This window comes from Rhizobium sp. CBN3 (assembly GCF_030518245.1).
GTDB lineage: Bacteria > Pseudomonadota > Alphaproteobacteria > Rhizobiales > Rhizobiaceae > Rhizobium > Rhizobium aethiopicum_A.
This window is the reverse complement of record NZ_JAULSE010000010.1, coordinates 112,203-138,613: the sequence shown is the minus strand read 5'-3', so window position 1 is coordinate 138,613 and position 26,411 is coordinate 112,203. Positions and strand designations below refer to the sequence as shown.

Sequence of the window (26,411 nt, the reverse complement as noted above, 5' to 3'; positions counted from 1 at the left end):
GTCAGGCCTGCATCTCCGGCGCGCCCTGGAAATAGGGCAGGCCGGTGTCGGCGCCGGCGCGTTCCATGTCGCGCACCACCTGCTCGGTGATGTGAACGTCGGGGCGATAGAGCTGGCAGATCCAGAATAGCTTGCCGCTCGACAGGCGATAGCGCAGGCGGACCGGGATGCGGGTCTGCTCGCCCCGGAAGAAGGGCGGGACCGACAGGATGAACATGCCCGGCACGTCAAGCTTGTTGCCGGCCGTGTCACGGTGCTCTTCCTCGAAGTTGATCTGCGCTGCGCCCGACTGCAGGTTGACGACGTTTTTGACCTTCATCTCGGAGGCGACCTGCAGGCCGCGCGAAAGCGAGACGAGCTCGTTCGGGAAAGCGACGCGGAAGGAGAATTTATGCCGCCAGTCTTCCTCTTCCATCGTATCGGGCGAGGCGAGATCGGCGATGTGATCTTCGATGAATTCGGCGAACTTCAGCTGCTCGAGCGGTTCGCCGTTGATCTTGATCCATGCCTTCCAGCTGTCCGACAGCGGGAATTCGTAGTGAATGCGATGCTCGCCGTTGTCGGCCGCGCCGCCATTGGTCTTGTCGTGATAGTCGATCACGGCCGTGAGCGACGGCTTCTTCCAATCGGTATCGGCGAAGATGACCGAATGCTCGGTCTTGTGCCGCTCGACCAGGTCAACGAAGCTTTCGAGCGTCAGAACCTTGGCGGTACCGGACTTGCGCAGCGGGGCGATCCGCCATTCCTCGACGAGGGTCTTGACGCTGCGCGCGACGCCTTCTTCCGGATCGAGGACGAACGGCACCTCGCGCGGCAGGCCGGGAACATCAGCCGGTGTATTAAGGAAATCGAGCTTGACGCCATTCTTTTTCGCGAGCGCCGCGACGGCATTGACGGATGTTTCGGATAGCTGATCCATGGTTTTTCCTCAGGTTGAAGGGGTTACTGCTGCGACCGGTCGATCACTCGGGGACCGGGGAACATGTCGTGCTGCTGGGGATGCTCAGTCGACAGCTTGCCGCCCTCGATGGCCCAGTAGATGCTGGACTTGCGCGGGATCTTCGGGAGCTTCGGCGGAGGGATGTCGGCGGTGACTTCGACGACGCCATTCTTGATCACGAAGTTGAGGACGAGCGAGACCTGCCCCTTGAAAGTGGCCTTCGGCTGCTCATTGGAGTGCTCGAGAAGCTTTTCGACGACGGCCTCAACCTTCTCCGTCATCTCCTGATTGAGTTCGCCTCGTTCGAGCATGCCAACGAGGGCCTGCGCATCGCGTATTGTCTGCATGGTTTGCCCTTTCAAAGAAAACCGGTCGAATGATCAGCGCCACTCGGGCGCAAAGGGAATGTCGTCGTCGAGATCTCTGCTGAAGCTGCCGGCCGGCGCGCCGCCGCCGTAGCTGTTGGTGCGGCTGGACGGGCTGCCATAATCGTCGCTGCCTTCGGGCGGCGGCGCTCGGCCGCTGCCCTGCCGGTCGAGCATCAGCAGCTTGCTGTCGAAGCCGGAGAGGACGATCTCGGTGGCATAGCGATCCTGCCCCTGCTGGTCCTGCCATTTGCGAGTCTTGATCGAGCCCTCGATCAGCACCTTGGCGCCCTTTTTGATGTACTTTTCGGCGACGTCGCAAAGGCCTTCGTTGAAGACGACGATGCGGTGCCACTCGGTCGCTTCCTTGCGATCGCCGGTGTGCTTGTCGCGCCAGGTCTCCGACGTGGCGAGGTTGAAGCTGACGATCGGCCTGCCGTCCTGCGTGCGGCGGGTTTCCGGGTCGGCGCCGAGATGGCCGATGAGCGTTGCGCGGTTCATGGATCCGGCCATGTCGTTCCTACCTGATGCTGGAGCGGCCGGTGGCGCGCTGAAAAAATTCGATGAAGGCGACTTCGGCCTTGGCCGGTGCCCATGGATGCAGCGAGCCGATCGTCTGCGGGGTCGGGACCCGCGGGAAATCAGCCGCGGCCTGTTCGCCGAAGAGGGTGATCGCCTCGGCCCGAGTCATTCGGATGTTCATCATCTGCAGGGCTGCGCGCGTCTGCTTCGTCCAGGCGTCGGGCGTCTGCATGCCGGCGGCCTGATAGATCGCCAGATCCCACGCGCTCTTGATGTTGCGGATGATGAGGTCGAGATCGGTGCCGGACTTGACGTGCATCAGCTGCTCGGCCGGGCGGCTCTGGCCGTCGATGAAGAGCTGATGGCCGTCGCGCAGCAGGAAGAGACCGGCAAGGCGCAGGTCTCGCGTCTCGCGTTCGATCGCCTGCGCGCCCTGGACGGCGTGCTGGGCGGCCGAGAGCGCATAAGCGCCCTCATGCCGCCCGCCGAAGCGTGCCTGTTTCGACAGTGTCGATGCCATCAGCCCGAAATCAACGGCGTCGGGATCGACCAGGCCGATATCAATGCGGCGTCCGGGGCCGAGATTGGCGAAGATCGGATCCTTGGTGAGACGAACGGCAATCATGCGCCCGGTACCCATTTCCGGCCGGCGCGGCGAGCAGCGAGATATGGACGCCACTGCGGCCAGGTGTCTTCAATGGCGGCCCGGTCACGCCTCACCCATGCCAGCATGAATTCGATCGCGTCGAAGGCGCCCTTCCTTCCAGGCGAAACGAAGTGATTGGCGAATTCGACGGCGATGGTCATCTCTGCGAGCAGGGCGGCCTCGCGGTCATAAATGGCATAGTCGCGCAGGCGGTTGCTGACGAGCCACAAGACCAGGAAGAGCGCGGCAAGAGCCCAGCCGACGACGGCGGCGATGGCGGTGGCGTCCATCAGACGCGCGCCTGCCAGGCGATCTGCTGTTCTGTCTTCGTCAGCCCGTAATAGGTCGAAACGCCGGCTGCGAGCAGGGACAGAAGAGCTATCGCCCAGGCAAAGCTGCAGATCAGAGCGACGAGCCAGAAGGGCGGCCGCGGGCGCAAGGCGACATGAATGACGGGCAGCGGTTCGACCCGTGCGCCGAAGGGCGTGAAATGATCCATGGGAAAACCCTCTCATCGGTTTCGCAATGGCCGCGCCCGAGGGGTGACGGGCGGGCCATGACGAAGCCGATCGCGGGTCAGGCGATGCGGCGCGTCGAGAGGCGGTCGGCGAGGTTCTTTGCTTCGAGCTGGTAGCGGCCGATCTGGCGGGCGGTGAAGCCTTCGTCGCGAAGGTCTTCATAGGTGCAGCCCGGATGGGCGCGCATGAAGGACGCCATTTCGCCGGCAATGTCGCGACCGATGACGGCGCGGGCAGTTTCAGTAGTGGGAAGAGAGACGCGCATTGATGGGCTCCAGAATTGAGACCACCGTAATGTGCATTACGCACGTTAAACTGTCAATCATAATGTGCAAAAAGCACATCGCCACCCAGTGCGAGTGGCGATGTGCGTTTTGATTTCAAGTGGTTAGAGAATCACTCTCGTGTAACCGCGTAGGCAACGCGGCCAATAATGGCAACGATATCGTCGTCACCGGTGCCTTCCTCAATGGATATCGGAACTTGGAAACGAGGGTCGTCGCTCTCCGGCAGCAACCAGTATTTCCCCTCCTGATCCATGTGAAGAAGCTTCACCGTATGTTCGGCCTCTCCACTCGATCGGCGCCTCTCGACGATGTAGCGTTTGCCTGGGATCGGCTGCTCCTGCGTTTCCTCGACATTGGTGAACACGAGAACGGTCCGTTCGGGATATCGCTTGTTCATAGACGGCCCCCTGGTCTCGCCTGCATACAGCTGGAAAGGCGCATACTCTGGATCGTCAGGCACATAGACTGGATACTGCGAGTGTTCATCCCACTCCCATGTTTCCTCGAAGACGCCCGCCTGGATGTGCGCGGCGACGGTCACCCTGCGCAAGCCCGGGACATTTGCTGTCGTCTCTCCCGGGCCGGCGCCTTCCCCAGTCAGAAGCCAGGCCTCGCTGACCCTGAAGGCCTTGGCATATGCGCCGGCAGCTCGCGATATGCCTCGGGTGCCGTTTTCGTGCTGCGCATAGACGTTGTAGTTCCAGCCGAAGAAGCTTGCCGCTTTCTTGGCTTCGTCAAATCCACGAGCGATACGAGCCTTTTCCAGGCGCTTCGCCGGTTCCGGTCTGTCGTCATATTCCATGGTGTGCATTTTGCACGAAATCAGTGTGCGTTTCGCCTTGACAGTTTGGTGTGCGTTATGCACATTAAGGAGTATGGAAGACACTCTTGACATTCGATCGCTCCGGGAAAAGCTTGGTTGGACGCAAGACCGTCTTGCCGATTATCTCGGCGTTGACAGGTCAAGCGTGTCCAGGATGGAAAACGGCCAATCGCCGAGCGGTCCTGTGGAGCGTCTCCTCTCTGTGCTCAAAAAGGAGGCCGCCCAATGATGGTGACTTCCGCACCGATGTTCTCCCAGCGCCGCCCTCACTCGGCGCAACTCCCGACCGGCGCGCGGTTCTCCAGGCGCGTCGGTCGGCTTTTCTTGAGCAGGGTAGGGAAGCGGTCATCCCGCGTGGCTCATACCCACGAGATCGCAGGTTCAAATCCTGCCCCTGCAACCAGTTTCGTTCGTCTTGCATGCGGACCTCCGTAAGCCGGACCGCGTCAGCTCTCTGACGCCTCGCCACCATTGCTAACGACCGATCGCCCCCGCGCCAACGAAGTTCGGGGCCGAAAAACTTCGTTGACTTTTTCGAGGGGAAAACCATGCGCGCATCGCACGAACATCAGCAGGGCCGGCTCAAGGCCGCGACGCGCGCCGTCGTCACCCAGGCGGGAACCGCGGCGCAGCTCGCGTCGGGAACCCGGGTCAGCGAAAGCCAGATCAACAAATATGTCGGCCCGGCCTATCCCGATTTCATGCCGCTCGACGTGGTGCTGGACGCCGAGCTTCTGGCCGGCGCGCCGATCATCACACAGGCGCTCGCTTCGATCCAGGGCTATCGGCTCGTTCCGGTCGACGGCGCTGTTTCCGCGCCGATCGGCGTCAAGGACACGGTGCGGCTGCTCGAGGGTCTGATGCATGTCGTCAGCGCCATTCATGCGGCCGTCGCCGACGAGCATGTCGACGAAGGCGAGAAGCGCGAAATCGAACGCAAGCTCAGCACGCACCTGATGGAAGTGCAGGACGTGCTTGCCCGCGTGCGCACGGTGGAGGGCTGAGACGATGATATCGCAAAGACGCCAGCTTCGCATCTTGCCGCAGGAATTGGACGCAATCGCCGCAAAACACGGGATCGGCCTGCATACCGGCGCATCCGTTGCCACCCATGAATGCCCGGAATGCCGTCGCGTTCTCGCGATCGCAGAGGTGATCGAACGCTATTGCGCCCATTGCGGCAACATCGCTCCCCGTGAGGTGAACCTCTGATGGATCACGGTGGGCCGAAACAGAAATCCGATCGCGACCGCATCCGCCAGAAGCGCGGCGCGGCCAACAAGGAAATCGCCAAGGCGGCGCGCCGTTTGGTCAAGGCGTGGTTCGATGGCGCGCATGGCGTCACCTGCATCGCTGCGCTCGCAGATGCGGTGAAAAAGGCGGACGCGTGATGAACAACAAGCCTAGCGTCTGGACAGACGAGCGTATCGATCTCGCAGAGCGGATGTGGAAAGACGGCAAGACCGCTACTGCGATTGCAGCCCGGCTTCCCGGTATCAGCCGCAATGCCGTGCTCGGGGTCATGAACCGCCATCGCGAGCGATTTCCCCTGCGCGGCGCGAAAGCTGGCCAGCCGAAGGCTCCGCGCGTTCCCAAGCCGAAAGCTGAAAAGTCGGCCAAGACCGCAAAGCCGTCCGGCGGTTCGACGCTGAATTTCAGGGCGACGAAGCCGTCGGCGATGCTCTCCAGTCTCGGCGTCCGCGTCCAGGCGCCGAAGCCGTCGTCGGCGCAGCCGTTCCCGCATCGTGGCGCGGCCCTCCATGGGGGGGCGCCCGGCGGCATCCTATTCGTCGACCTGACGTCGCGCCAGTGCGCCTGGCCGCTTACCGATTTCGGGGATGCCGACGGGCCGGACATGCCGTGCTGCGGTCTGCCGCGCCGGGGTGGCGACCAGCCGAACAGCGCCTATTGCGCGGGCCATGCCGCGGCTTCCAGGGGTGAGGGGCGATAGGATGGACTACGGCTCTTTCCTTCACGCGAAAATCCAGATGGCGCCGCAAGGCGGCTTCGTCGTCTCCGATGAGGAAATCAATCCGATCCTGCTGCCGCACCACAAGGCCATCATCAAATGGGCGTGCCTTGGCGGGCGGCGCGCCATCTTCGCCGCCTTCGGTCTCGGCAAGACCGTCATGCAGATCGAGCTCTTGCGCATCATCACCGCCCGCTTCGGCGGGCGCGGGCTGATCGTCCTGCCGCTCGGCGTGCGCATCGAGTTCCGGCGCGACTGCGAGATGCTGGCGACTGGCATCCATGACAAGATCACAGATGCGCAGCGCGCCGAGCTTTATGCCTGGCAGAAAGGCCATCCCGATCGCATCCCGTCGCTCACCTTTATCCGCTCGATCGGCGAGGCTGGCGAGACCGGCCTTTACATGGCGAACTACGAGACGGTTCGTGAAGGCAAGCTCGATCCCCGCCTCTTCATGGCGGCAAGCCTCGACGAGGCGGCCTGCCTTCGCGGCTTCGGCGGTTCGAAAACCTTCCGCGAGTTCATGCGGCTCTTCGACGGCATCCCCTACAAGTTCGTGGCGACGGCGACGCCGAGCCCGAACGAATTCATCGAGATGCTCGCCTATTCTGCATTCCTCGAGATCATGGATGTCGGGCAGGCAAAGACGAGGTTCTTCAAACGCAACAGCGAGAAGGCCGACACGCTGACGATCCACCCGCACAAGGAGCGCGAGTTCTGGCTGTGGGTGGCGAGCTGGGGCCTGTTCGTCGAGAAGCCGTCGGATCTCGGCTTCTCCGATGAAGGTTATGACCTGCCGGAGATGATCGTCAACTGGCACGAGCTGCCGTCCGATCACGCCAAGGCCGGCCTGGAGCGGAACGGACAGGGCAGGCTGCTGCGCAATGCCGCCGCATCGCTGCCGGACGCCGCCCGCGAAAAGCGTGACAGCATCGATGCCCGCATCGCCAAGATGATGGAGATAAGGGCTGAAGATCCGGATGCACACCGGCTGATCTGGCATGACCTTGAGGCTGAGCGGGCGGCGATCGAGAAGGCTATTCCAGGCATTGCGACCGTCTATGGTTCGCAGGATCTCGAAGCGCGCGAGCGGACGATGGTCGCCTTTTCGAACGGCGAGCTGCCGGAGATGGCCGGCAAGCCCGACATGATCGGGTCGGGCGGCAATTACCAGCGATACTGCTCTTGGGCGATCTTCCTCGGCATCAACTGCAAATTCAACAGCTTCATCCAGGCCGTTCATCGCCTCCAAAGATTCCTGCAGGCGCATACCGTGCGGATCGACCTCATCTACACCGAGGCCGAGCGGCCGGCGCGCGACAACATGCAGGCCAAGTGGCGGCGCCACAACGAACAGAGGGCGATCATGACCGGTCTCATCAAGGAATATGGCCTGTCGGCCGCCGCCATGGCTTCCAGCCTGCAGCGCGCCATGGGCGTCGAGCGGATTGAGGTGAAGGGCGAGGGCTATCGGCTGGTCAATAGCGACTGCGTTCTCGAATGCCAGCGGATGGCGGCCGACAGCGTCGACCTGATCGTCACCTCGATCCCCTTCTCGACGCAGTACGAATATTCGCCGAACTATGCCGATTTCGGCCATACCGACGATAATGATCATTTCTGGCAGCAGATGGATTTCCTGATCCCCGAGCTGCTGCGCATTCTTTCGCCAGGCCGGATCGCAGCGATCCATGTCAAGGACCGGATCGTGCCGGGCGGCATGACCGGGCTCGGCTTTCAGACCGTCTATCCCTTTTCCGACGATTGCGTTGCCCGCTTCAAGAAGCACGGCTTCGCCTTCCTGTCGCGCAAGACCATCACCACCGATGTCGTTCGCGAGAACAACCAGACCTACAGGCTCGGCTGGTCCGAGCAATGCAAGGATGGCTCGCGCATGGGCAACGGCATGCCGGAATATCTGCTGATCTTCCGCAAGCCACCGTCGGATGCTTCGAACGGTTATGCCGACCGGCCGGTGAAGAAGGCCAAGCGCAAGCATGTCGCCGAGACAGGTGAGTGGGAAAATCCGGAAGGTTATTCCCGCGCCCGCTGGCAGCTGGATGCTCACGGCTTCATGCCGTCGTCGGGCAACCGGCTGCTGATGCCGGAAGAGCTGTTCGGCCTCGATGCGAGGCAGATCTTCCGGCTCTGGAAAGAGTACCAGCTCGAGACAGTCTATGATTTCGAGCATCACGTGAAGATCGCCGAAGCGCTGGAAGAGCGCGGCATGCTGCCATCGACCTTCATGCTGCTGCCGCCGCACTCGAAGCATGACGACGTCTGGACCGATGTCACCCGCATGCTGTCGATGAACACGCTGCAGGCCGGCGCCGGTCGCGAGCTTCACCTCTGCCCGCTGCAGTTCGACATCGTTGACCGTGCGATCCTGCAATACAGCGAGCCCGGCGAAACCGTGTTCGATCCCTTCGGCGGGTTGATGACGGTGCCTTACCGGGCCTTGGAATTCGGCCGGAATGGTGAGGCTGTCGAACTCAACCCAGCCTATTTCCTCGACGGCTGCAAATATGTCGAGGCTAAAGCGCGGGCCAAGGCCATGCCGAGCCTCTTCGACCTGATGGGGGCACCTGCCGACCTCGCGGAGGCGGCCGAGTGACCGAGCCCGTGCGCCTCTTCATCGTGACCGACGACCCGGCCCGGGCCTGCCTTGCAGTGATGTCCTGCAGCCTCGCCGATTGCCCGCCCTTCGTGCGCATCCTGACTGAGGCGGACGACATCCGTGCGATCCCGGAAAAGGCGCGCTGCATCGGTCAATGGTTTGCCTGGTCGGACCGGCGGCCTGACGAGGCGCAGATGGCGTGGGAGTTTCGCAGGGGCGCCGGCGATATCGAGGGTATCAGCCTCGCCTTCTTTGCACGCATCGATGAATGGAACGAGAAGCGCCGCGCGGCCGAGTCGAAGATCCTTGCTGAGGCTGTGGCCGAACTTTCAGACGGGCCGCTGATCCCCTTCTCCGAAATCGCCAATGCGCAGGCGGCGGCTCACGCGGTCAAGGGCGACAAGGTTGCAATCTTCCCCAAACAATCGAGGTGGCATTGATGGATACGATCCTGTTCGGCTCCCAGCCGGTGGCCGTGACGCGCGAAAGCCTGATGGCAATGCCGCCGCACCAGCGCAGCGAATGCCTGGCGCTGCTGCGCGAGACCGGCAAGAGCGAATTGACGATCGGCACCATGCTCGGGATCGGCACCGGCGTCGTCAGCCGGCTGCTCGAAGCGCGGCACCTCTATAGCATCCCGAGGGCGGTGGAAGAGCGGGTCGCGCCGGAAGAGATCCCCTCCGCCGTGCTGGAAAAGGTCGATATCAGCCGCAACGGCCTGCTGCTGTTGCGCCGCATCGGCCGCGAACGGCAAGGCTGGACGGCCGGCAAGGAGCGGGTTTCGCAGGAAACCGGCCTCAACGAGACGGCGCTGGAGCGGGCGATGAGCGAAGTGCTCGACAAAGGATTGGCCGTCAGGCTCGGCGTTCATGGCCGCGGGCAGGCGCCCTGCTACTGCGTGACGCCGATGGGCCGGGTGCTGCTGACGCAGGCGGCGTCTGCGGCCAAGGCGGAGGCATGATGGATGCTCTCCGATTCGATCCGCATCCTTCGTCAGAGCAAGGAACAGGAAGCCGGCAAAGTCGGCGAGGCGCTCATTCTGCGCGGCTTCGAGATCGAGGCCCGCAACATGGAAGAGCGGCTGCAGCAGATCACCGGCCGCCCGCACGTTCCGCTGGACGGCAATCTCGTCAGCCAGCCGGAAGCCGAGGCGGTGCAGCCATGAAACAGGAGCGCACCCGCATCCTGCTCGTCGTCGCGCCCTCGAAATTCGAGTGCTTCAAGACCGTAGAGGCCTTCGGGCTGAACATGCTGCATGTCGGCGAAATGCGCTTCGTCTGCAATCCATATCACCTGCGCGGCTGGAGCCGCGCCACGCCCTTCATTGCACTCCACCGCGAGCGCTGGCCCGAGGCGCTCGACAAGGTCCTGGACGCGCTGACGATCGGCGGGCAGCTGCGGATCGCCAGCGATCGCGATCTCGATCATCTCCGGGAAAAGGCGAGGGCCTGATGCTGGACAGAGCGGATCCGCGACGGGCCACCTCTTCCGCAATGAGTGGGAAGATCGACGATCGCCAAGCCTTGGCAGCGATCGTTCTCTGGAATTCCGGGCAGTTCGACACCTTCGACATCGGCAAGCTGCTCGACGTCGGCGAGGACGCGGTGTGCCGTACGTTGAATGCGGCGCGGCACATCTCGAAAGCGGGAGTGGGCCAACAATGACCGTCATGCCGACGCTGTTTGATGGCATGTCCATCGACGACATACATGAATTTGCGGAACGCAAGGGCTGGGGCGAGCCGATCATTTTCGACAGCTTCGCCGGCGGGGGCGGGGCCAGCGAAGGCATAAAGCAGGCGCTCGGCCGATCGCCCGACTTTGCGATCAACCACAGCAAGCCAGCGCTGATGCTGCATGAGGCCAACCACGGCGAGACGGTCCACCTTTCGGAAAACGTCTATAAGGTCGATCCGCTCAACCACTTCTACGGCCGGCATGTCGGCCTCGCCTGGTTCAGCCCGGACTGCAAGCATTTTTCCAAAGCCAAGGGTGGCAAGCCGGTCGAACGAAATATTCGCGATCTCTGCTGGATCATCCCCGGCTGGATCGAACGCATCCAGAGCAGCGGCGGCAAGGTTGACGTCGTGATCATGGAGAACGTCGAGGAATTCTGGGATTACGGCCCGCTGATCACGACGCCCAAGGGGCTGATGCCAGATCCCGAGCGCAAGGGCCAGACGCGCCAGAAATGGTGCAAGGCGCTGCGCAAGCTCGGCGGCCGCATCGAAAAGCGCGAGCTGCGGGCCTGCGACTACGGCGCCGGTACGATCCGCAAGCGGCTTTTCATCATCATCCGTTTCGATGGCCAGCCCATCGTCTGGCCGGAGCCGACGCATGGCGCACCCGACGATCGCGACGTGATCGCTGGCCGGAAACTTCCATGGGTGACGGCGGCTGACAATATCGACTGGTCGTTGCCTTGCCCTTCGATCTTTGACACGTCTGAACAGATCAAGGCGATGTTCGGGCTGAAGGCGATCCGGCCGTTGGCTGTCAACACGCTTGCCAGGGTAGCGCGCGGCGTCAGCCGGTATGTGCTGATGGCCTCACGGCCGTTCCTCGTCAATCTGACGCATGGCGCGCGGCTTGAGAGCGTCGATCGGCCGACCAATGTCATCACTGGCGCGCATCGCGGCGAAAAGGCTCTTGTCTCGCCAATCGTCACTGCCGCCCAGCACGGCGGGTCTGTTAGGCCCTCGACCGTGCCGCTGCACACGATCGCCGCGAGCAGGAAAGACCAGAACGGCATGGCGGCGGCATTCGTGGCGCAGCACAACAACGACAAGCGCCGTGAGGGCGGTGTCAATCCTGGCAGACCGGCGGACATGCCGTTGTCGACAGCCACTGCCAGCGGGTCTCAGCAGGGAGTGATCGCGGCTCACCTGATGAGCATGAAGGGATCCGATCGTCGCGATAGCGACGCTCTGACCCCGCACCCCACGATCCTGGCGGCTGCCAATCACTCGGCCGTCGTCGCCCCGGTCGTTTCCAAGATGTACGGAAAGTCGGACGCGCAGAGGGCTGACGAGCCAGCCCATACATTCGGCGCGCGCGAAAAGTTCACGGCGGTCGCGCCGCACATCATGACAATGCGCAATTCCGGCAAACCTTACAACGAGGTGGATAAGCCGGTTCATGTCATCACTGCCGGCGGCGCGGGGCTGACCATGGTATCGCCGCACCTCCATGCCTATTACGGCTCTGATCAGGATACGCCGGAAACCGAGCCTTTCCACACGCTGACGACCAAGCCGAGATTCGGCCATGTGGAAGCCGTCGTCGATATTCCTCCTTTCACCGAAGAGCAGGCCGCGAGGGCACGAGAAGTCGCCGATTTTATGCGGGCGCATGGACTCTGGGACGAACGGGAATTTGTCACCTTCGAGGTCGACGGCATCACGCTCGTCATCGTCGATATAGGCATGCGCATGCTGACGCCGCGGGAGCTGTACAACGCGCAGGGCTTCCCGAGAGATTACGTGATCGACGGCGGCTGGGCCGCGCCGGAGAGCGGGGGCGAACCGGAGTGGGTGCCGTTCTCGAAAAGTCTGCAGGTCTCGTGCGTCGGCAATTCTGTCTCGCCGCCCGTCGCTAAGGCGTTGGTTGCCGCAAACTGCAACCACCTGGTCGCCACCGAAAGGAAGGTGGCGGCATGAGCAGCCGTTTCGACCAGCCCACACTATTCGGCGGCGGCCCGCGCCTCGTTTATGACGAGGCTGTCGAGCTGACGTTGCAGTCCATGCAGGCCTACGGGCCGGCGCATGACCATTGGGTTTTCGCTTTCTCGGGTGGAAAGGACAGTTGGTCGACGGTCACTGTGATTCTCCACTTGATCGAGGTCGGTAGACTTCCGCGGCCGAGATCAATCTCGGTTCTGTACGCTGACACTCGTATGGAGCTTACGCCCCTTTCGATATCGGCCAATCTTCTCTTTGATCGCCTTAGAGCCATTGGCATCTATTGCGAAGTGGTAATGGCGCCGCTCGACAAGCGGTTTTATGTTTACATGCTCGGCCGCGGCATTCCGCCACCGAACAATAATACGCTGCGTTGGTGCACCCGCCAGATCAAGGTCGATCCGATGACGGCAGCGCTGGAGCGTCGCATCGGTGAGCTGGATGGCTCCATTCTGATGATTACCGGTGTCCGGCAGGGTGAAAGTGCCATTCGTGACGGTCGCATCGCCATGTCGTGCGGCAAGGATGGCGCCGAATGCGGGCAGGGCTGGTATCAGCAGGTGCTTCCAGAAGCCAAGGGAATTCGCGGCAGGATCGCAACACTTGCGCCGCTCCTGCACTGGCGGGTCTGCAATGTCTTTGACTGGCTGAAAATCTATGCGCCGATGGCAGAATACGGCGCATGGGAAACATCCATGGTCGCCGACGCCTATGGCGGCGAGGAGGCCGAAGAGATCAATGCCCGCACCGGCTGCATAGGCTGCGCGCTTGCCGCCAAGGATCTCGGCCTGGAGACCGTCATCCGCATCCTGCGCTGGTCTTATCTCGCGCCGCTGCTTGGTCTTAAGCCGCTTTATCGTTGGCTTCGGCTTCCGCAGAACCGTCTGCGCAAATCAGGTGTCGAGCGGCTGAAGGACGGGAGCATCGCCGCCAATCCGCAGCGCATGGGACCATTGACGCTCGAGGCCCGCCTCTACGCGCTCGATCGGGTGCTCGCCATTCAGGCCGAATGCAACGAGGCTGCGATCCGTCTCGGCCGGCCGCTGGTCGACATCCTTAATCCGGAAGAAGAGGCGAGGATCCGGGAATTGATCGCGCTCAAGACTTGGCCGGACAAGTGGGATGGTGATGAACCCCGCGCCGACACGCCCCTCGACGCCGTCTTCGCCGACGGTTCCGTGCAGCCGCTGCTGGTGTGAGGGTCACATGAGCAATCCGATCATCGATGAATTCGTAGAGCGCGCCCAAAGCGTCACGGTCGCCGAAGCGGTCGACCGGCTCGGCCTGCAGATCAAACGCGGCGACAAAGGACAGCCTTGCCCCCATTGCGGCGGTAAGGATCGGTTCTCGGTAAATCTGGTCAAGGGAGCTTGGAACTGCCGTGGCTGCAACATTGGCGGGCGCACCGGCATCGGCCTGGTCGGCTTCGCCAACGGCCTCGATCTCAGCCGGCGCGCCGAATTCCTCGACGCCTGCGCAACCGCCCTTGGCGAACCGCTGCCCGACGATGCCGAGCGCGAGACGGATGAAGAGCGCGCGGCGCGGCTGGAGCGGATGGCGAAGGCGAAGGCCGAGCGTGAGGCGAAGGAAGCGGCGCGACAGGAAGAGCAGAACCGGCATCGCCAGCGTGAGATCGATAAGGCGCGCGGTATCTATCTCCATGCCACGATCGCGCCGCATGCCGAAGATCGGCCGCTGCGGGAATATCTGAGGCTTCGCGCCGGCTTCGAGATGGCGGACGCTGTTTTTGAATGCCTGCGCTTCAACCCGCGTCTCAGCTACTGGCATGGCCTCGACGATTTCGGGCGGCCGATATCGATCTATTCCGGCTATGCGATGGTGGCGCCCTTCGTCGATCTCGCCGGCAAGATCATCGGCAGCCACTCGACATGGATCGACCTCGGCCGTGCACCGAAGTTTCGCCCTGATCTCGGCATGGACGAGAAGGGCGAGCGGCTGCCGACCAAGAAGATGCGCGGCGCCAAGAGCGGCGGGCTGATCCCGGTCTGCGGCGACATGAGCGCGCGGCGCTGGCTGGGCGGCGAAGGAATCGAGACCGTGGCTGCTGTTGCCGGTTACGAGCGTTTCGATCCCGGCACCTTCTATTTCGCGGCGGGCGATCTCGGCAATCTTGCAGGGCCGGCCGATCGCGGCGCCGGCAAGAGTGAGACGCATGTCGCGGCCAATGGCCAGAAGGTGAGGGTCTATTCCCATCCGAAGCCAGGCCAGGATGCGTCCGATGCCGTCCAGGTGCCGGATCACGTCACCGGCCTCGTGCTGCTCGCCGATGGCGACAGCGAATTTCTTTTTACCGCGGCCGCGATGACCCGGGCAAAAGCCCGGCTGTCTCGCCCCGGCCGAGCGATCAATATCTGGTGGCCTCCGCAGGGCGCGGATTTCGCCAGCCTGCTTTCTGGAAAGGCATAGGGCGTGCTTGACAATGTATCGACTGAAATGCCGGATGGCCTCAAAGAGATCATCCAGGCTGCCATGGTGCAGCGAGGCGAACTCGACCCCGAAACCCCACCCGTCGCAGATGACCATGCCGAAACTCTCGACGATGGCGCAGCGCCGCCCGACGATGGCGATACCCTTAAGCAGGCGCTCGAATATTGCGCCGGTCTCGACCATTCCGATACGGACAACGGTAAGAGACTGCTGAAGCACTTCGGTGACGATCTGCTTGTCGTCAGCCAGGAGAAGGCGAAGGCTGCGCTTTATGCCGTCTGGACTGGCACCCATTGGGATATCGCCAATGGCGGCCCGAAATCACTGGCGATCGTCCAGCAGCTCGGCGACCGCATCATGCTGGAGCGGCACTACATCAAGCCGACCCAGAAGGAACAGGAGGCGATCGATGCTGGAAAGGCAGCGGCCGATGCCGAAGCGGCCGGTGAGGAGATCGATGTCACCAAGCGGCGGCTGATCGCCAGCCGCGAGAAGGCGCTCGATGCCTTTTCCAAACGCGTGAAGCGCCGGCTCGATCATGCGGTATCATCGAAGAACGTCGCTCGCATGAACGCGGCGCTCGCCTGTGCTGCGCCGCATATCATCCGCTCGCCCGACGATCTGAACGCCGATCGCATGCGCTTTGCCGTGCACAATGCCACGATCAGCTTTCAGTCACGGATGGAGCGACGAAAGAACCCCAAATTTGTCAGCCCGGCCGAGACGCCAAATGTGCCGGAAACGGTCGACGTCTGCATCGAGGCGGATGTGAAGGTTCATCGCGGCCATCGGCGTGAGGATCTTATCACCCATGTCGTGCCGGTCGACTACCAGCCTAAGGCAAAGTGCCCCCGGTGGATGAGATTCCTCGAGACGATGCTGCCGGATGCCGATGTTCGCCGGCTGGTGCAAGTATCGTCAGGCCTCGGCCTGGTCGGGCTGACGGTGCAGAAGCTGTTCTTTCACTATGGCGACGGCGCCAATGGTAAATCCGTCTACATGGAAACGCTATGCCGGCTGCTGGGAGAGGTGGCGGTCACCCTGCCGGCTACGAGCTTGATCGGCGAGAGCGGATCCTCTGGCGGTGCCTCGCCCGACCTTGCCCGACTGCTCGGTCGCCGGCTGCTGCGCGTCAAGGAGCTGCCAGAAGGCGAGGATTTGAAGGAGAACCTGGTCAAGGAGCTGACTGGTGGCGAGACGATCACGGCGCGCGACCTGTTTCAGGGCTATATGGATTTCGATCCGATCTTCGTCGTTCAGATGAGCGGGAACGGTTATCCCCGCATCACCGGCAATGACGACGGCATATGGCGACGCATGGCCGTCGTACATTGGCCGGTGAAGGTGCCGGAGGCCGAGCGGAGGCCGTTTGACGAGATGATCGCATATTTCCGACAGGAGTATCCCGGCATCCTTAACTGGCTGATCGAGGGTGTGCGCATCTATCTGCGCGAGGGCCTGGTCATTCCCGAGGCGGTCAAGGCTGCGACGCAGGACTACCGTGACGATATGGACCGAACGTCGGCCTTCGTGGCGCGCTGTGTGGTCAAGGAGGATGACGCGCCGCCGCTGCAGTCGAAATTCCTCTATGCGGCCTATTGCCGGTTCACCGAGGACGAAGGCGGCAAGCCTATGAACGTCACGGCCTTTGGGCGGGCGATGTCGAAGAAATTCAAAAAGGAGACGTCCGGCAACGTCTTCTATCTCGGCATCCGCCTTCGAGACGTGCCACAGCCTCGTCACGACGACATTCCGCAGCCGCCACCCGGTCGCTTCGACGACGACGCGCCTTTGCCGGAGGTGTACGAATGATCCCCGCAACCCCACCCGTGCCATCGCTAACGCTCCAAAGCCGGATAGTTCGGATAGTTTTTCGGAGGTTTCTGGAGAGTTTACGGAGGGGTGAGGGGAGGAAAATCAATGCCTTGGATAGTTCGGATAGTTTTTGCGCGCCTATACGCGTGAAAAAGCGGGGGAAAGGGGTTTCAATAAAATACTCCCTTAATGCGAGATAACTATCCGAACTATCTAACCACCTGAATAATAACAATAAAACTATCCAAACAACTATCCAAACAACTATCCAAACTATCCAAAGGCTGAGAGTGATGAAAAAGGTATCTATTGAACAGCTGTTGAATTGGGCTTTCACACAAGAGCTGTGCAAGGTTGGTGCGCCAATGGCTGATACCGGACGGGGCTTCAGCGTCGCCTGGAACATGATGAGCGAGGTTGCGGCGTTGGGAACGCTGATCGACCGCAATCCGAACGTCTATGGCGTCATCCCGGATTACGTCTCGGCGGCAACCGATCCACATCCCGATGCGGTGAAGGTCGGCGACGCCGTCCGCGCCATGCAGGAGTTCGGCAGCTTCGATTATAGCGGCGACGGCGTCTGGAACCCATTCCCGGAGTGGAACGACGATCTCGGCCTGATCGCGGCGGAGGTCGCCAGCGTCGACGAGACGCTGAGGCTGAAGGGCGAGCGACTGAACGGCCGCCATGTCGTCAATCTCGTCACCCGGCACGCCATCCTCGGCCGTGGGCCGGATTGGACGGCCGAGCAGCCGACGGTGAGGATGGTGATGAAGTCGGGCAAGCCGGCATGGTTCGTCGCCAAGAAGGGCCGGGATGCGCTCAACCGGATCTATCACTACGAGGCCGACGGCTTTGACAAGAAGAAACAGCGCCCGATGAAGGGCGCCTACCGCAAACACGAGCTTTCCACCTCGATCCGTGGCGCAATTCTCTCCCGATTGGACTGGCAGCTCTGGCAGGACGCGCTCCATCACCTCCATAACGACCTCTCAGGCCGCCTCAAGGCGAATGATTTGCTGCCTTTTTCCCCGGATAGGGCGCCATGGGCGCGCCTTCAAATTCGGCAGACATCTTCACAAGTCATTGAAAACGGCTGAGAAAATATTCGAAACCGCATCTTGAGATGCGGCACGCGCTTGACTACCCTAAGAACACTGAAAAAGGTTCAAAAAACCCGCTAGGCGATGGCCCGGCGGGTTTCGCATTTCTGGAGGCTGCGATGTGACCGCCGAGCTTCATATCGATGCCAGCGAGATCCTGCAGCTTTCCCGCGCGATTAACAATCTGCCGGGCCAGATCAAGGCAAAGGCCATGGCCAGCGCCATGCGCCGCATGCGCGACATGGCCCGGACACGGATCGTCAAGCGCAGTGCCGAGCGTACCGATCTTCCGACCCGCAAGGTGGCCGCGCTCACCAAGGCGTTCTTCAACGCTGGCGGCAACACGATCGATGTGGTCGAAAAGTCAGGATGGATTTCGCTCTACGATCTGGGCGCGACCCAGAACGCAAAGGGGGTGAAGGTCAGGGCGCGCGGATCATATCGATCGGCCTTCATCGCCGAGATGGAGAGCGGTCACCGCGGCGTCATGAAGCGTGTCGGAAAGAAGCGGCTGCCGATCAGAGAGTTGTTCGGGCCGAACCCCGCGCACGACGTGACCAATAACCCTGAGGAATTCCTCAAGGTCCTGTCGGAACTGATCGAGGATCACCTCGCCCCGCGCGTCCTCCACGAGATCGACCGCCTCCTGCCCCGATAGGCGGGGGGGCGACCGCGAGGGGTCGGGGGGGGTACCCCCCCGGGTCAAGGGACCGTATGGACGATCCTGCCGCCTGCGGGCCGGGGCGACCCCGAAATCTGGCCAGTCTGAGAGTAAAACTGAAGCCTAAAACTTCTAAAACTGGCTAAAGGATTAAAGGTCGAGCTTTAGGCGATGGAAGTTTCGAAAAGCGAGTTCGCGGCGATGATCAATGTTTCGCCCGGGCGAGTTTCACAGTTCATTGCGGCGGGTCAGATCAGCGCTGCAGCCATCGTCGGTACCGGCCAGCGCGCCAAGATCAATGTCGATCGTGCGAAGGCTGATCTGCGGCTCAGCCTCGATGTGTCGCAGCGTCTCGGCAACGGCATCGACACAAGGCTCGATGCGGAACAGGAAATCTCGGTTCCGCCGCAACAGTCGCCGACTGGTACGGTAACGCTGCCCATCGCGGGCGGCCTTGATCATGAGATCAAGCAGCAGAAGCTGGAGCAGATCCGGCGTGTTAACCGCAACGCTGCCATCGCCGATGCGCAGTCGCGCGGCCAGTTGATCGAGACGGAACAGTCGCGGGCCGAGATGACCCGCATCGCGGCCGGCATGCTGCAGGTTTTCGAGGGCGGGTTGACCGACCTGGCGTCCGCCGTCGCGGCGGAATTCAAACTGCCGCAGCGCGACGTCCTGCATTTGCTGCGGAAGCAGTTCCGCCAGATCCGGGCAACCGCCGCTCGGCAGATGAAGACGATGTCGATCGAGATGCCGGAGACGGCGTCTGTCGAGATCGCCGCCGAGGATATCGAGAGCCTGAACTGACATGACTTCAGTCATCGTCGACACCGCCAACGCGCAGCGCGTCGGCTATGACGTCATGGCTCAGGTTCTGACGCCGCCGCCCGAGGTCGACTACCTCGGATGGGCCGAGCAGAATATCATCTTCTCCGAGCGTGAGAGCCCCTATCCGGGGCCTTACAATCGGAACCTTTTCGCCTATTTCGATGAGGTTCTTCGGGCGCTTTCGCCGGAAGACCCTTGCCGCGTCGTGACGATCGCGAAGTCGGCACAGATCGGCGGTACCGTTGTCGCCAATATTTTTACCGGCGGCTCGATCGATATGGACCCGGGGGATTTCCTCTACGTCCATCCGACCGAAAATAACGCGCAACGCTGGAGCAAGATGAAGCTTGCTCCCATGCTTCGCAATACGACATCGCTCGCCAAGCTGTTCCCGATGAAGAACAGGGACGGCCTCGATTCCGTGCTCTACAAGGAGCGCGTCGACGGCCGCGGCGCCATTCAGATTTCCGGCGCAAACTCGCCGGCGTCGCTGTCGCAGGTGACGATGAAACGACAGGTCCAGGATGACCTGTCAAAGTGGGAGAACAATTCCGGCGGCGATCCGGAAACGCAGGCAGACAGCCGGTCTCGCGCGCACGAGTTCGCGAAGATCCTCAAGATCTCGACGCCGCTCGTCATGCCGGGCTGCAGGATCACGAGGAACTTCGAAGACGGCAGCCAGGAATACCCGTATGTGCCTTGCCCGCACTGCGATCATTTCCAGGTGCTGGAATGGCAAAACATGCTGGCGAACCTCGATGAGGACAAGCCAGAGAACGCCCATTTCACATGCGTCGAGTGCGGTTGCGAAATCCTGGAGCATCATCGGCCGCAGATGATGCGCCGCCTCGAGTTCCGGGCTCACAATCCGAAGGCAAAGCGACAGCACCGATCGTTCTACATCTGGTCGGCCTATTCGGTCCTTCAGAGCTGGGAGCGTATTGCTCGAGAGTGGTTGAGTGCCAGAGGCGACCCCGCCTCGGAGCAAACATTCCTCAACGATACAGTCGGCATCGCCTATGTGACGGCCGGCGAGGCGCCGCCCTGGGAGGTTCTCAGAGATCGCGGCGCGAGATCGGAAGAGGCGCGCGGCCGCATCCCGACTGGCGGACTGATCCTGACCCTTGGCATCGACTGCCAACAGGACCGCGTCGAATGGCAGCTCGTCGCTTTCGGAAGGGAATATCGGCGCTGGGTTGTCGACTGCGGCGTCATCCCTGGCCACATCTCCGACAAGACCTGCCAGGAGCGGCTGGACGCGCTGACGGTGCAGACCTGGCCGAACCGATATGGGCAGAAGATCGCACCCGACAAGGTCGCGATCGATGGCAATGCCTACACTGAGGAAGTCTGGGAGTGGGCAAAACGGCACCCTGCCTCGCGCGTCGTCATGGTCCGCGGCAGCAATACCGAGAGCGCGCCACTGACGGCGCGGGTGAAGAAGGAACGGAACAACCGGACGGGCAAGCTGCTCAAATATTCCCGGCGGTTCTATAACTTCAACGCGAGCATCCTGAAGATGGCGCTATATCGCAACGTCTCGAAGGAAGATCCTCTCGATCGCGGCTATGTCGGTTTCCCGACCGGCCTCGAAGACGAATATTACCGCCAGCTCACGGCCGAGCGACGTGTTCCGAAGAAGCGGAAAGACGGCTTCACGGAATACAAGTGGGAGAAGGATCCTGCTCAGGCCAACGAAATGCTGGACACTATGAACCAGGCAGAGGTCGCCGCGATCCTCTACGGGGTCCGAGGCCTTCCCGACCGGATATGGGACCGCCTCGAGCTGGAGCGGGAAACGCATCCGCCTGACGCTCAACTCGACTTTGAGGACGGCCTTTTCGGGGTCGTGCGAACGGTCGCAGTAGCCGCCACAGACACGGCTGAAAATGCCCCAACTCCGCCGGCGGCGAAGAAAACGGAAACCGAGAACCGATGGAAGAAACGACGGTAAAGCCTCGCGTCCGTGTGAAGGCTGGCACCAGCGCTGGCTATCTGCGCGATACGCCGTCGGGCGTCATTGCCTCGCGGCCAGCTTCGCTTCGCGAGCATCGGGACGAGGTGCGTCGTGTCTGGTGGCGGGCCGCCGGTCTCGCAATAGACCTGCTACACAATAGCGGACGTCTTCGCGGGGCGGTCGACCAGATTATCGCGGATACCGTCGGTGTCGAGCTGACGCTCAACCCACAGCCAGATCTGTCGCGGTTCGGTTATGATCAGGCCGAGGCGACCGAGTGGGTGAGATTGGTCAAGGCGCGATTTAAGGCTTGGGCTTGGAATGCCTGCGAGTGTGATTTCCGGGGGAAATTCACGATCCCTCAGATGACCGATATCGGCCTTCGCAACTGGCTCGGGTTCGGAGAAAGTCTCGGTATCGTCAGCTTCATGACGCGTGCGCAGCGTCGGCGTTACGGCATCAAGTCCGGTACCAAATTCCTGCTGGTTTCACCCTCGAAGCTTGTGCAGGACACCAACGAGATGGAAGGTCTCTTTCAGGGCATCATCCATGACGCGAACGGTCGCGCAACGCACTATCGTTTCAGAGAGCGTGAGACCGGTATTGACGTAAAGCGGGACTATGCGGCGCACGACGCGGACGGACGGCAGCTTGTCATGCACGCCTTTGATCCGTTCTCGGCGGAGGACGTGCGCGGCGTGACGCCAATGGCCCCGACGTTCCGAAAATATCTGATGGCGGAGAATACCGACGACGCCACTGCTCAGACGAACTTCATGCAGACGATCTACGCCGCGACGCTGACCAGCGACAGGCCGGCGGCGGACGCATTCGAAGCGCTGGAAGCACTAAAGGATGCAGGCGGAGCAGGGGCGGAAGACATCGCGTCCGACTTCGTCGACTATTTCAAAGCGCAACTCGACCGTGCTGCGGAATCGGAAATAAGGATCGGAGCCGGCGCCGGAATTTCACATCTTGCGCCTGGTGAACGGCTGGAGTTCAAAACGCCAAGCACGCCTGGGCGCGACTATCAGCCTTTTATGGCCTCTCTTCACCGGGAGACGGCGCGAGCGCTCGGGATGAGCTATGGCGGCTATACGCTCGATTATACCAACGCGACCTACGCCTCGACGATGATGGAAAACGCATCGATCCATCCCGTCGCCGTACGGCGGACGGACAGGATCGCCGCACCACACGTGCTGGTGCCTTATGCCAGTTGGCTGGACGAGATGATCGGCGAAGGCGAGATCCCGTTCAAGGGCGGCGTCGAAGTGTTTCAGGCCAATCGTGATGCAATCCTTTGGGCGCTCTGCCTTGGGCCGTCGAAGCCGACGGCCGACGACGAGAAGGCTGCCAAGGCAGCGAGCGAGCGCATCCAGAACGGCACGAGCTCTATTGACGCCGAGGCTTCGGCAAACGGGCAGGATGCCGAGGAAGTATTCGAGAGCAACGCACGCTGGCACAAGCGCTATCTTGACGCCGGCATGCCGTCTCCTTTCGCCCGGAAAACCGGGAGCGAACCTGCCAACAAGGACAGCCGTTCGTCCACCAAGGAGAACGCCTGATGCCGACTATGGTCAAAATCGACGGCGTGCTTGTCGATATCGAAGATCCTTGCGCATTGGCAACGGCGCTTCGTGGCGTGAAGTATAAGCGGATTTCGGGCGGGCAGGTCGAAGAAAGTGAGATCCGCTCGCCGGTCATGCACCAGAGGATCAAGGTGGCGTCTTCGTCACTTGCTGACCTCGATGCGGAGATCAACAGGCTTGACGATCTCTGCCGCCAGAAGAATGGCCAGTGCCGCGTCTCGCGTCGCTGGTCATTGCGCTACTAAGGAAACGACAATGAGCTTCGCCTACGGTCAAATCGCGCAGCGGCTGTTCGGCACACCGCTGATGTATGATGAGCGGAAGGCCGAGGCCTTTCTTTATGGGCTTGGCTCCCGGATCGCCGGGGACACCGTCGTCATCACCAATCCGGGTGGTGCTGTCGATCATGTCGCCGGCGCCAATGGCCGGCCATTGGCGGGCAAGATCGGTAACCGCATCGAACGAGCTTTTACCCAGGTCAACCGCCTGCCGTTCGACGTCGTCGACAATGTTGCGATCATTCCGATCGAAGGGTCATTGGTACACAAGGGCGGATGGATCGGATCGGCCTCGGGGGAGACTTCCTACCAGGGTCTGCAGGCGCAGATCGCCATGGCGCGGCGCGCATCGTCTGTCCGCGGCGTCGTCTTCGAGATCGACAGTTATGGCGGAGAGGTGAACGGTGGTTTTGAAACGGCGGCGGCGATCGCGCAGCTCTCGAAGGAAAAGCCGACGCTGTCGATCCTGACTGACTTTGGCTATTCGGCTGGGTACCTGCTGCCATCGCAGACCCGCGGGATTGTCATGCCGGAGTTCGGCGGGGCGGGTTCGATCGGCGTGATCATGATACATGCCGACTATTCCGGCTGGCTGGAGAAGCAGGGCGTCGCACTGACGATCATCCGCGCCGGCAATAAGAAGGCGGACGGGAACCCTTACGAGCAGCTGCACCCGGACCTTGCCGCACGCTGGCAGAAGCAAGCCGAAGTGATGCGGGAGGCGTTTGCCGAAACCGTCGCAAAGGGGCGCCGAGGGCGCATTACGAAAGCGAATGCTCTGGCGACAGAAGCCGAAGCTTTCGACGCCAAGGAAGCCTTGGCTCGCGGTCTCGTCGATGCGATCGGCGATCCGCTGGAGGCATTTGATGCCTTCGTCAAGGAAGTGAACCGGGGCTGACCCCGCAGGAGAAACCCATGACAAGCCTTATTTCGGCGATCCGGGCGGCGATCCGCACCGGAGCGCTCCCCTCTGACATCGAGGATCTCGATGTCGATGCGGATGCTGCGGCATCCAGTTCCCAGCCGCCTCATATCGAGGCTCCCACCCCCACAGGAGGTAACATGTCTGAAAACCAGACAGTGGCCGGCGCAGCAGGTGCTGCGGCCGCAGCCATTGCCGCCGCTGCCACCTCCAAGGGTGGCGCCGACGGCTTTAAGACTGCCATGGACCGCATGACCGCGATCCTCGGCGCCGACGGCATCAAGGGCGACGGCAAGCGCATGGCAGCAGCTCTCGACCTGGCCGCGCAGTCCGTCGACATGGCGGCCGAAGCCGTCATTGCGTTCGTCACCGCGAATGTGTCGGCCGCATCGACCGCAACTGCAACCCCTCCGGCCGGCGCTGAGCAGCAGGCGGCGAGTTACGAACAGCAGCGCCTTTCTGCAGCTGGTCTCGCGCAGCCGCAGGCGGCGGGTGGCGGGGCTGCGAAAGTCAACCTGGATCGCAACTCCATCTACGCGGCTCGCCGCGCAACCGTGAAGGGGGCCTGATCAATGGCAACTGCAACCGAAAAGCCGAGGAATCTCGGTTTCATTCTGACCGAACTCCCGCGCACGCTGTCGCGCGATGTGGTCACGATCCTGTCCGGTTCCGGAAAGCTGGACGCCGGCACCGTTCTCGCCAAGATCACGGCCAGTGGCAAGTACGTGCCTGCGGTTGATGCCGCGGCCGATGGATCGCAGACGGCAATCGCCGTCCTCGCTTACGGTGTCGACGCTACCAGCGCCGACGTTCCCGACACCGTCGTCATCGCCAATGACGCCGAGGTGAAGGACCCGATGCTCATCTTCCATTCGTCCGTCAGCGACGCCACCAAACGGACCGCGAAGCTTACTCAGCTCCGCGCCGTCAACATCAAGGCACGATAGGAGCGCCAACATGACTGCACCAAACGCACACACCGGCGATCCTTTCAGCCTGGAAAGCCTGACTGCCGCCGTCAATGCCAAGCCGTATCGTCCCGGCCAGGTGTCGGCCACCGGGATTTTCGAGGAGGATGGCGTCTCGACGCTCAATATCTCGATCGAACTCAAGGACGGTAAGCTCGGCCTGGTTGAGCCTTCAGCCCGCGGCGGTCCGGGCGAGACCACGAGCGATGAAAATCGCAGGAAGGTCCCTGTCATCATTCCGCACTATCAGCGCGATGACGCCGTCTATGCCGACGAGGTGCAGGGCGTTCGCGCCTTCGGCACCGAAGATATGCTGGAGACCATCGAAGAGCGCGTCAACTCGAAGGCTCAGCGGCACGCCGCGGATCTGACAATGACCCTTGAGCATCAGCGCGTTGGCGCCATCAAGGGTATCGTCACCTCGAAGGCCGGCGATACTCTCCTCGATCTCTACAATCTGTTCGGCATCGCCGTGCCGGCAGCCGTATCGCTCGAGCTGGATGTAACGACGACCGATGTCGGCTCGCTCTGGCAGGACGTCGTCTACTCCATCGAAGACTCTCTGGATGAGGCGTACGATGGCATTCACGTCTTCACGGGCCGCGATTTCCATCGCTCGCTCTGGAGACACAAATCCGTCACCGACACCTTCCTCTACCACACCGGCGCGGATGTCCTGCGAAAAGACGTCCCGAACACGTTCGAATGGGGTGGCGCTACCTGGGAGCGGTACAGGACCGGAGCGAAGGCAACCTCCGATCTCGGCTCGCCCTACATCGCCGCCAACGAAGCACGTGTCGTCATAAAAGGCGTACCGGATCTGTTCATCTCGCGGTTCGGACCGGCAGACTACGAGGAAACCGTGAATACGATCGGCCTTCCGTTCTACGCGAAGACGTTCAAGAAGCCCGACGGCAAGGGGCGCGACATGCAAGTGCAGATGAACGCGATTTCGATCTGCACGCGCCCCCAAGTGCTGAGAAAGCTGACGCTGACCTGATCGCAGACCAGCAAAATGAAATGAAGGAGGCCGGTGAAAAGCCGGCTTCCTGTTTCCCGCCGCCTGTTGGACAGGCTGTCGGCAACAGGAAAGGAAGCTCCAATGTCTGGAAAGATCAGCATCGCATTTCCGAACGGAAACATCATTCCCGCGTCGGTCTTGGGAACGAAGAAGGACGTTCCCGTTCCCGCTCATACGGCGATCGAGGTTCCCGAAGCTTACGGTCGCCACCTGATCGACGATAAGTTCGCCTATGCGACCGCGGACGATAGCGAAGATGGTGGCGGCAAGGCCAGCAGCAGGAAGAAAGCTGCCAAGGAAGATAAAGCAGCGAAGATCGCTGCTGCCGAGACGGCGGTGGCGGATGCTCAGGGAGAGCTTGACGCGGCCGGAGCCGATCTTGCCGCCAAGGCTTCCGTTGAACAGAAACTCGAAGCTGCCAAGGCTGCTCTCGCGGATCTGAAGGGCTGATC

Annotated in this window: 34 protein-coding genes and 1 tRNA gene; 27 read left to right on the top strand and 8 right to left on the bottom strand. The window is 61.8% G+C overall.

Annotation, left to right across the window (positions count from 1 at the left end; translation table 11 throughout):
* Window position 1: 1 nt before the first annotated feature.
* From QWJ46_RS16940 to QWJ46_RS16905, 8 genes are all read right to left on the bottom strand, one after another.
* Window positions 2-919, bottom strand: coding sequence for a DUF2303 family protein (locus QWJ46_RS16940; protein ID WP_302752231.1), 918 nt, complete (start codon window positions 917-919; stop codon window positions 2-4).
* Between the two features lie 23 nt (window positions 920-942).
* Window positions 943-1,287 (bottom strand): hypothetical protein, encoded by a 345-nt coding sequence (locus tag QWJ46_RS16935; protein WP_302752230.1) that lies wholly within the window; start codon window positions 1,285-1,287, stop codon window positions 943-945.
* 33 nt (window positions 1,288-1,320) lie between these two features.
* A complete protein-coding gene (gene ssb, locus QWJ46_RS16930; RefSeq protein WP_302752228.1) occupies window positions 1,321-1,818 on the bottom strand; it encodes a single-stranded DNA-binding protein in 498 nt (165 codons plus the stop codon).
* Window positions 1,819-1,825: 7 nt separating this feature from the next.
* Window positions 1,826-2,452 (bottom strand): hypothetical protein, encoded by a 627-nt coding sequence (locus QWJ46_RS16925; RefSeq protein ID WP_302752227.1) that lies wholly within the window; start codon window positions 2,450-2,452, stop codon window positions 1,826-1,828.
* Entirely contained in the window at window positions 2,449-2,763 is a 315-nt protein-coding gene (locus QWJ46_RS16920; RefSeq protein WP_302752226.1) for a hypothetical protein, read from the bottom strand. Before QWJ46_RS16920 ends, QWJ46_RS16925 begins: the two co-directional genes overlap by 4 nt.
* Window positions 2,763-2,972: a hypothetical protein gene (locus QWJ46_RS16915; protein ID WP_302752224.1), complete on the bottom strand. Its 210-nt coding sequence runs from the start codon at window positions 2,970-2,972 to the stop codon at window positions 2,763-2,765. The genes QWJ46_RS16920 and QWJ46_RS16915 overlap by 1 nt, the downstream gene beginning before the upstream one ends.
* A gap of 77 nt (window positions 2,973-3,049) precedes the next feature.
* Window positions 3,050-3,256 carry a hypothetical protein gene (locus tag QWJ46_RS16910; RefSeq protein WP_302752222.1) on the bottom strand — a complete coding sequence of 69 codons (207 nt, stop codon included), beginning with the start codon at window positions 3,254-3,256 and terminating at the stop codon, window positions 3,050-3,052.
* A 131-nt stretch (window positions 3,257-3,387) separates the two neighbouring features.
* Window positions 3,388-4,173: a S24 family peptidase gene (locus tag QWJ46_RS16905; RefSeq protein WP_302752221.1), complete on the bottom strand. Its 786-nt coding sequence runs from the start codon at window positions 4,171-4,173 to the stop codon at window positions 3,388-3,390.
* On the opposite strand from QWJ46_RS16905, the gene QWJ46_RS31275 reads away from it, so the two are divergent.
* The 27 genes from QWJ46_RS31275 (at window position 4,079) to QWJ46_RS16775 (ending at window position 26,409) form a co-directional block, all read left to right on the top strand.
* Entirely contained in the window at window positions 4,079-4,330 is a 252-nt protein-coding gene (locus QWJ46_RS31275) for a helix-turn-helix domain-containing protein (RefSeq protein WP_368046090.1), read from the top strand. The genes QWJ46_RS16905 and QWJ46_RS31275 overlap by 95 nt on opposite strands.
* 98 nt (window positions 4,331-4,428) lie before the next feature.
* Window positions 4,429-4,504 (top strand) — tRNA-Met (locus QWJ46_RS16900).
* Between the two features lie 145 nt (window positions 4,505-4,649).
* Window positions 4,650-5,105, top strand: coding sequence for a hypothetical protein (locus QWJ46_RS16895; protein ID WP_302752220.1), 456 nt, complete (start codon window positions 4,650-4,652; stop codon window positions 5,103-5,105).
* Between the two features lie 4 nt (window positions 5,106-5,109).
* The gene (locus QWJ46_RS16890; protein ID WP_302752219.1) at window positions 5,110-5,313 is read left to right on the top strand and encodes a hypothetical protein; all 204 of its coding nucleotides are present in this window, start codon (window positions 5,110-5,112) and stop codon (window positions 5,311-5,313) included.
* On the top strand, window positions 5,313-5,492 hold the full coding sequence (locus QWJ46_RS16885; RefSeq protein ID WP_302752218.1) for a hypothetical protein: 180 nt from the start codon (window positions 5,313-5,315) through the stop codon (window positions 5,490-5,492). Before QWJ46_RS16890 ends, QWJ46_RS16885 begins: the two co-directional genes overlap by 1 nt.
* Entirely contained in the window at window positions 5,492-6,052 is a 561-nt protein-coding gene (locus QWJ46_RS16880; protein ID WP_302752216.1) for a GcrA family cell cycle regulator, read from the top strand. Before QWJ46_RS16885 ends, QWJ46_RS16880 begins: the two co-directional genes overlap by 1 nt.
* Window position 6,053: 1 nt before the next feature.
* The gene (locus tag QWJ46_RS16875; RefSeq protein ID WP_302752214.1) at window positions 6,054-8,684 is read left to right on the top strand and encodes a DNA methyltransferase; all 2,631 of its coding nucleotides are present in this window, start codon (window positions 6,054-6,056) and stop codon (window positions 8,682-8,684) included.
* The gene (locus QWJ46_RS16870) at window positions 8,681-9,127 is read left to right on the top strand and encodes a hypothetical protein (RefSeq protein ID WP_302752213.1); all 447 of its coding nucleotides are present in this window, start codon (window positions 8,681-8,683) and stop codon (window positions 9,125-9,127) included. The genes QWJ46_RS16875 and QWJ46_RS16870 overlap by 4 nt, the downstream gene beginning before the upstream one ends.
* Complete coding sequence (locus QWJ46_RS16865; RefSeq protein WP_302752212.1) at window positions 9,127-9,648, top strand: hypothetical protein; 522 nt, start codon at window positions 9,127-9,129, stop codon at window positions 9,646-9,648. The genes QWJ46_RS16870 and QWJ46_RS16865 overlap by 1 nt, the downstream gene beginning before the upstream one ends.
* A gap of 3 nt (window positions 9,649-9,651) precedes the next feature.
* Complete coding sequence (locus QWJ46_RS16860) at window positions 9,652-9,852, top strand: hypothetical protein (protein WP_302752211.1); 201 nt, start codon at window positions 9,652-9,654, stop codon at window positions 9,850-9,852.
* The gene (locus tag QWJ46_RS16855) at window positions 9,849-10,139 is read left to right on the top strand and encodes a hypothetical protein (RefSeq protein WP_302752210.1); all 291 of its coding nucleotides are present in this window, start codon (window positions 9,849-9,851) and stop codon (window positions 10,137-10,139) included. The genes QWJ46_RS16860 and QWJ46_RS16855 overlap by 4 nt, the downstream gene beginning before the upstream one ends.
* Window positions 10,139-10,351 carry a hypothetical protein gene (locus tag QWJ46_RS16850; protein WP_302752209.1) on the top strand — a complete coding sequence of 71 codons (213 nt, stop codon included), beginning with the start codon at window positions 10,139-10,141 and terminating at the stop codon, window positions 10,349-10,351. The genes QWJ46_RS16855 and QWJ46_RS16850 overlap by 1 nt, the downstream gene beginning before the upstream one ends.
* Before the next feature lie 26 nt (window positions 10,352-10,377).
* Window positions 10,378-12,345, top strand: a complete 1,968-nt coding sequence (locus tag QWJ46_RS16845) for a DNA cytosine methyltransferase (protein WP_302752392.1) — start codon at window positions 10,378-10,380, stop codon at window positions 12,343-12,345.
* A complete protein-coding gene (locus QWJ46_RS16840; protein ID WP_302752208.1) occupies window positions 12,342-13,565 on the top strand; it encodes a phosphoadenosine phosphosulfate reductase in 1,224 nt (407 codons plus the stop codon). The genes QWJ46_RS16845 and QWJ46_RS16840 overlap by 4 nt, the downstream gene beginning before the upstream one ends.
* Before the next feature lie 7 nt (window positions 13,566-13,572).
* A complete protein-coding gene (locus QWJ46_RS16835; RefSeq protein WP_302752207.1) occupies window positions 13,573-14,793 on the top strand; it encodes a primase-helicase zinc-binding domain-containing protein in 1,221 nt (406 codons plus the stop codon).
* Between the two features lie 3 nt (window positions 14,794-14,796).
* Window positions 14,797-16,626, top strand: a complete 1,830-nt coding sequence (locus tag QWJ46_RS16830; protein ID WP_302752206.1) for a phage/plasmid primase, P4 family — start codon at window positions 14,797-14,799, stop codon at window positions 16,624-16,626.
* Window positions 16,627-16,994: 368 nt separating this feature from the next.
* Window positions 16,995-17,729: a hypothetical protein gene (locus QWJ46_RS16825; RefSeq protein WP_302752205.1), complete on the top strand. Its 735-nt coding sequence runs from the start codon at window positions 16,995-16,997 to the stop codon at window positions 17,727-17,729.
* 124 nt (window positions 17,730-17,853) lie between these two features.
* On the top strand, window positions 17,854-18,390 hold the full coding sequence (locus QWJ46_RS16820; RefSeq protein WP_302752204.1) for a hypothetical protein: 537 nt from the start codon (window positions 17,854-17,856) through the stop codon (window positions 18,388-18,390).
* Between the two features lie 174 nt (window positions 18,391-18,564).
* Complete coding sequence (locus tag QWJ46_RS16815) at window positions 18,565-19,200, top strand: hypothetical protein (RefSeq protein WP_302752203.1); 636 nt, start codon at window positions 18,565-18,567, stop codon at window positions 19,198-19,200.
* A 1-nt stretch (window position 19,201) separates the two neighbouring features.
* Window positions 19,202-21,175, top strand: a complete 1,974-nt coding sequence (locus QWJ46_RS16810; protein WP_302752202.1) for a phage terminase large subunit family protein — start codon at window positions 19,202-19,204, stop codon at window positions 21,173-21,175.
* Window positions 21,157-22,746 (top strand): phage portal protein, encoded by a 1,590-nt coding sequence (locus QWJ46_RS16805; RefSeq protein ID WP_302752201.1) that lies wholly within the window; start codon window positions 21,157-21,159, stop codon window positions 22,744-22,746. Before QWJ46_RS16810 ends, QWJ46_RS16805 begins: the two co-directional genes overlap by 19 nt.
* Window positions 22,746-23,015 carry a hypothetical protein gene (locus tag QWJ46_RS16800; protein ID WP_302752200.1) on the top strand — a complete coding sequence of 90 codons (270 nt, stop codon included), beginning with the start codon at window positions 22,746-22,748 and terminating at the stop codon, window positions 23,013-23,015. Before QWJ46_RS16805 ends, QWJ46_RS16800 begins: the two co-directional genes overlap by 1 nt.
* A gap of 10 nt (window positions 23,016-23,025) precedes the next feature.
* The gene (locus tag QWJ46_RS16795) at window positions 23,026-23,946 is read left to right on the top strand and encodes a S49 family peptidase (protein ID WP_302752199.1); all 921 of its coding nucleotides are present in this window, start codon (window positions 23,026-23,028) and stop codon (window positions 23,944-23,946) included.
* A gap of 17 nt (window positions 23,947-23,963) precedes the next feature.
* Window positions 23,964-24,539 carry a hypothetical protein gene (locus tag QWJ46_RS16790; RefSeq protein WP_302752198.1) on the top strand — a complete coding sequence of 192 codons (576 nt, stop codon included), beginning with the start codon at window positions 23,964-23,966 and terminating at the stop codon, window positions 24,537-24,539.
* 3 nt (window positions 24,540-24,542) lie between these two features.
* Window positions 24,543-24,917 (top strand): head decoration protein, encoded by a 375-nt coding sequence (locus QWJ46_RS16785; protein WP_302752197.1) that lies wholly within the window; start codon window positions 24,543-24,545, stop codon window positions 24,915-24,917.
* 10 nt (window positions 24,918-24,927) lie between these two features.
* The gene (locus tag QWJ46_RS16780) at window positions 24,928-25,938 is read left to right on the top strand and encodes a major capsid protein (RefSeq protein WP_302752196.1); all 1,011 of its coding nucleotides are present in this window, start codon (window positions 24,928-24,930) and stop codon (window positions 25,936-25,938) included.
* 102 nt (window positions 25,939-26,040) lie between these two features.
* Window positions 26,041-26,409, top strand: coding sequence for a hypothetical protein (locus tag QWJ46_RS16775; protein WP_302752195.1), 369 nt, complete (start codon window positions 26,041-26,043; stop codon window positions 26,407-26,409).
* Window positions 26,410-26,411: the final 2 nt, after the last annotated feature.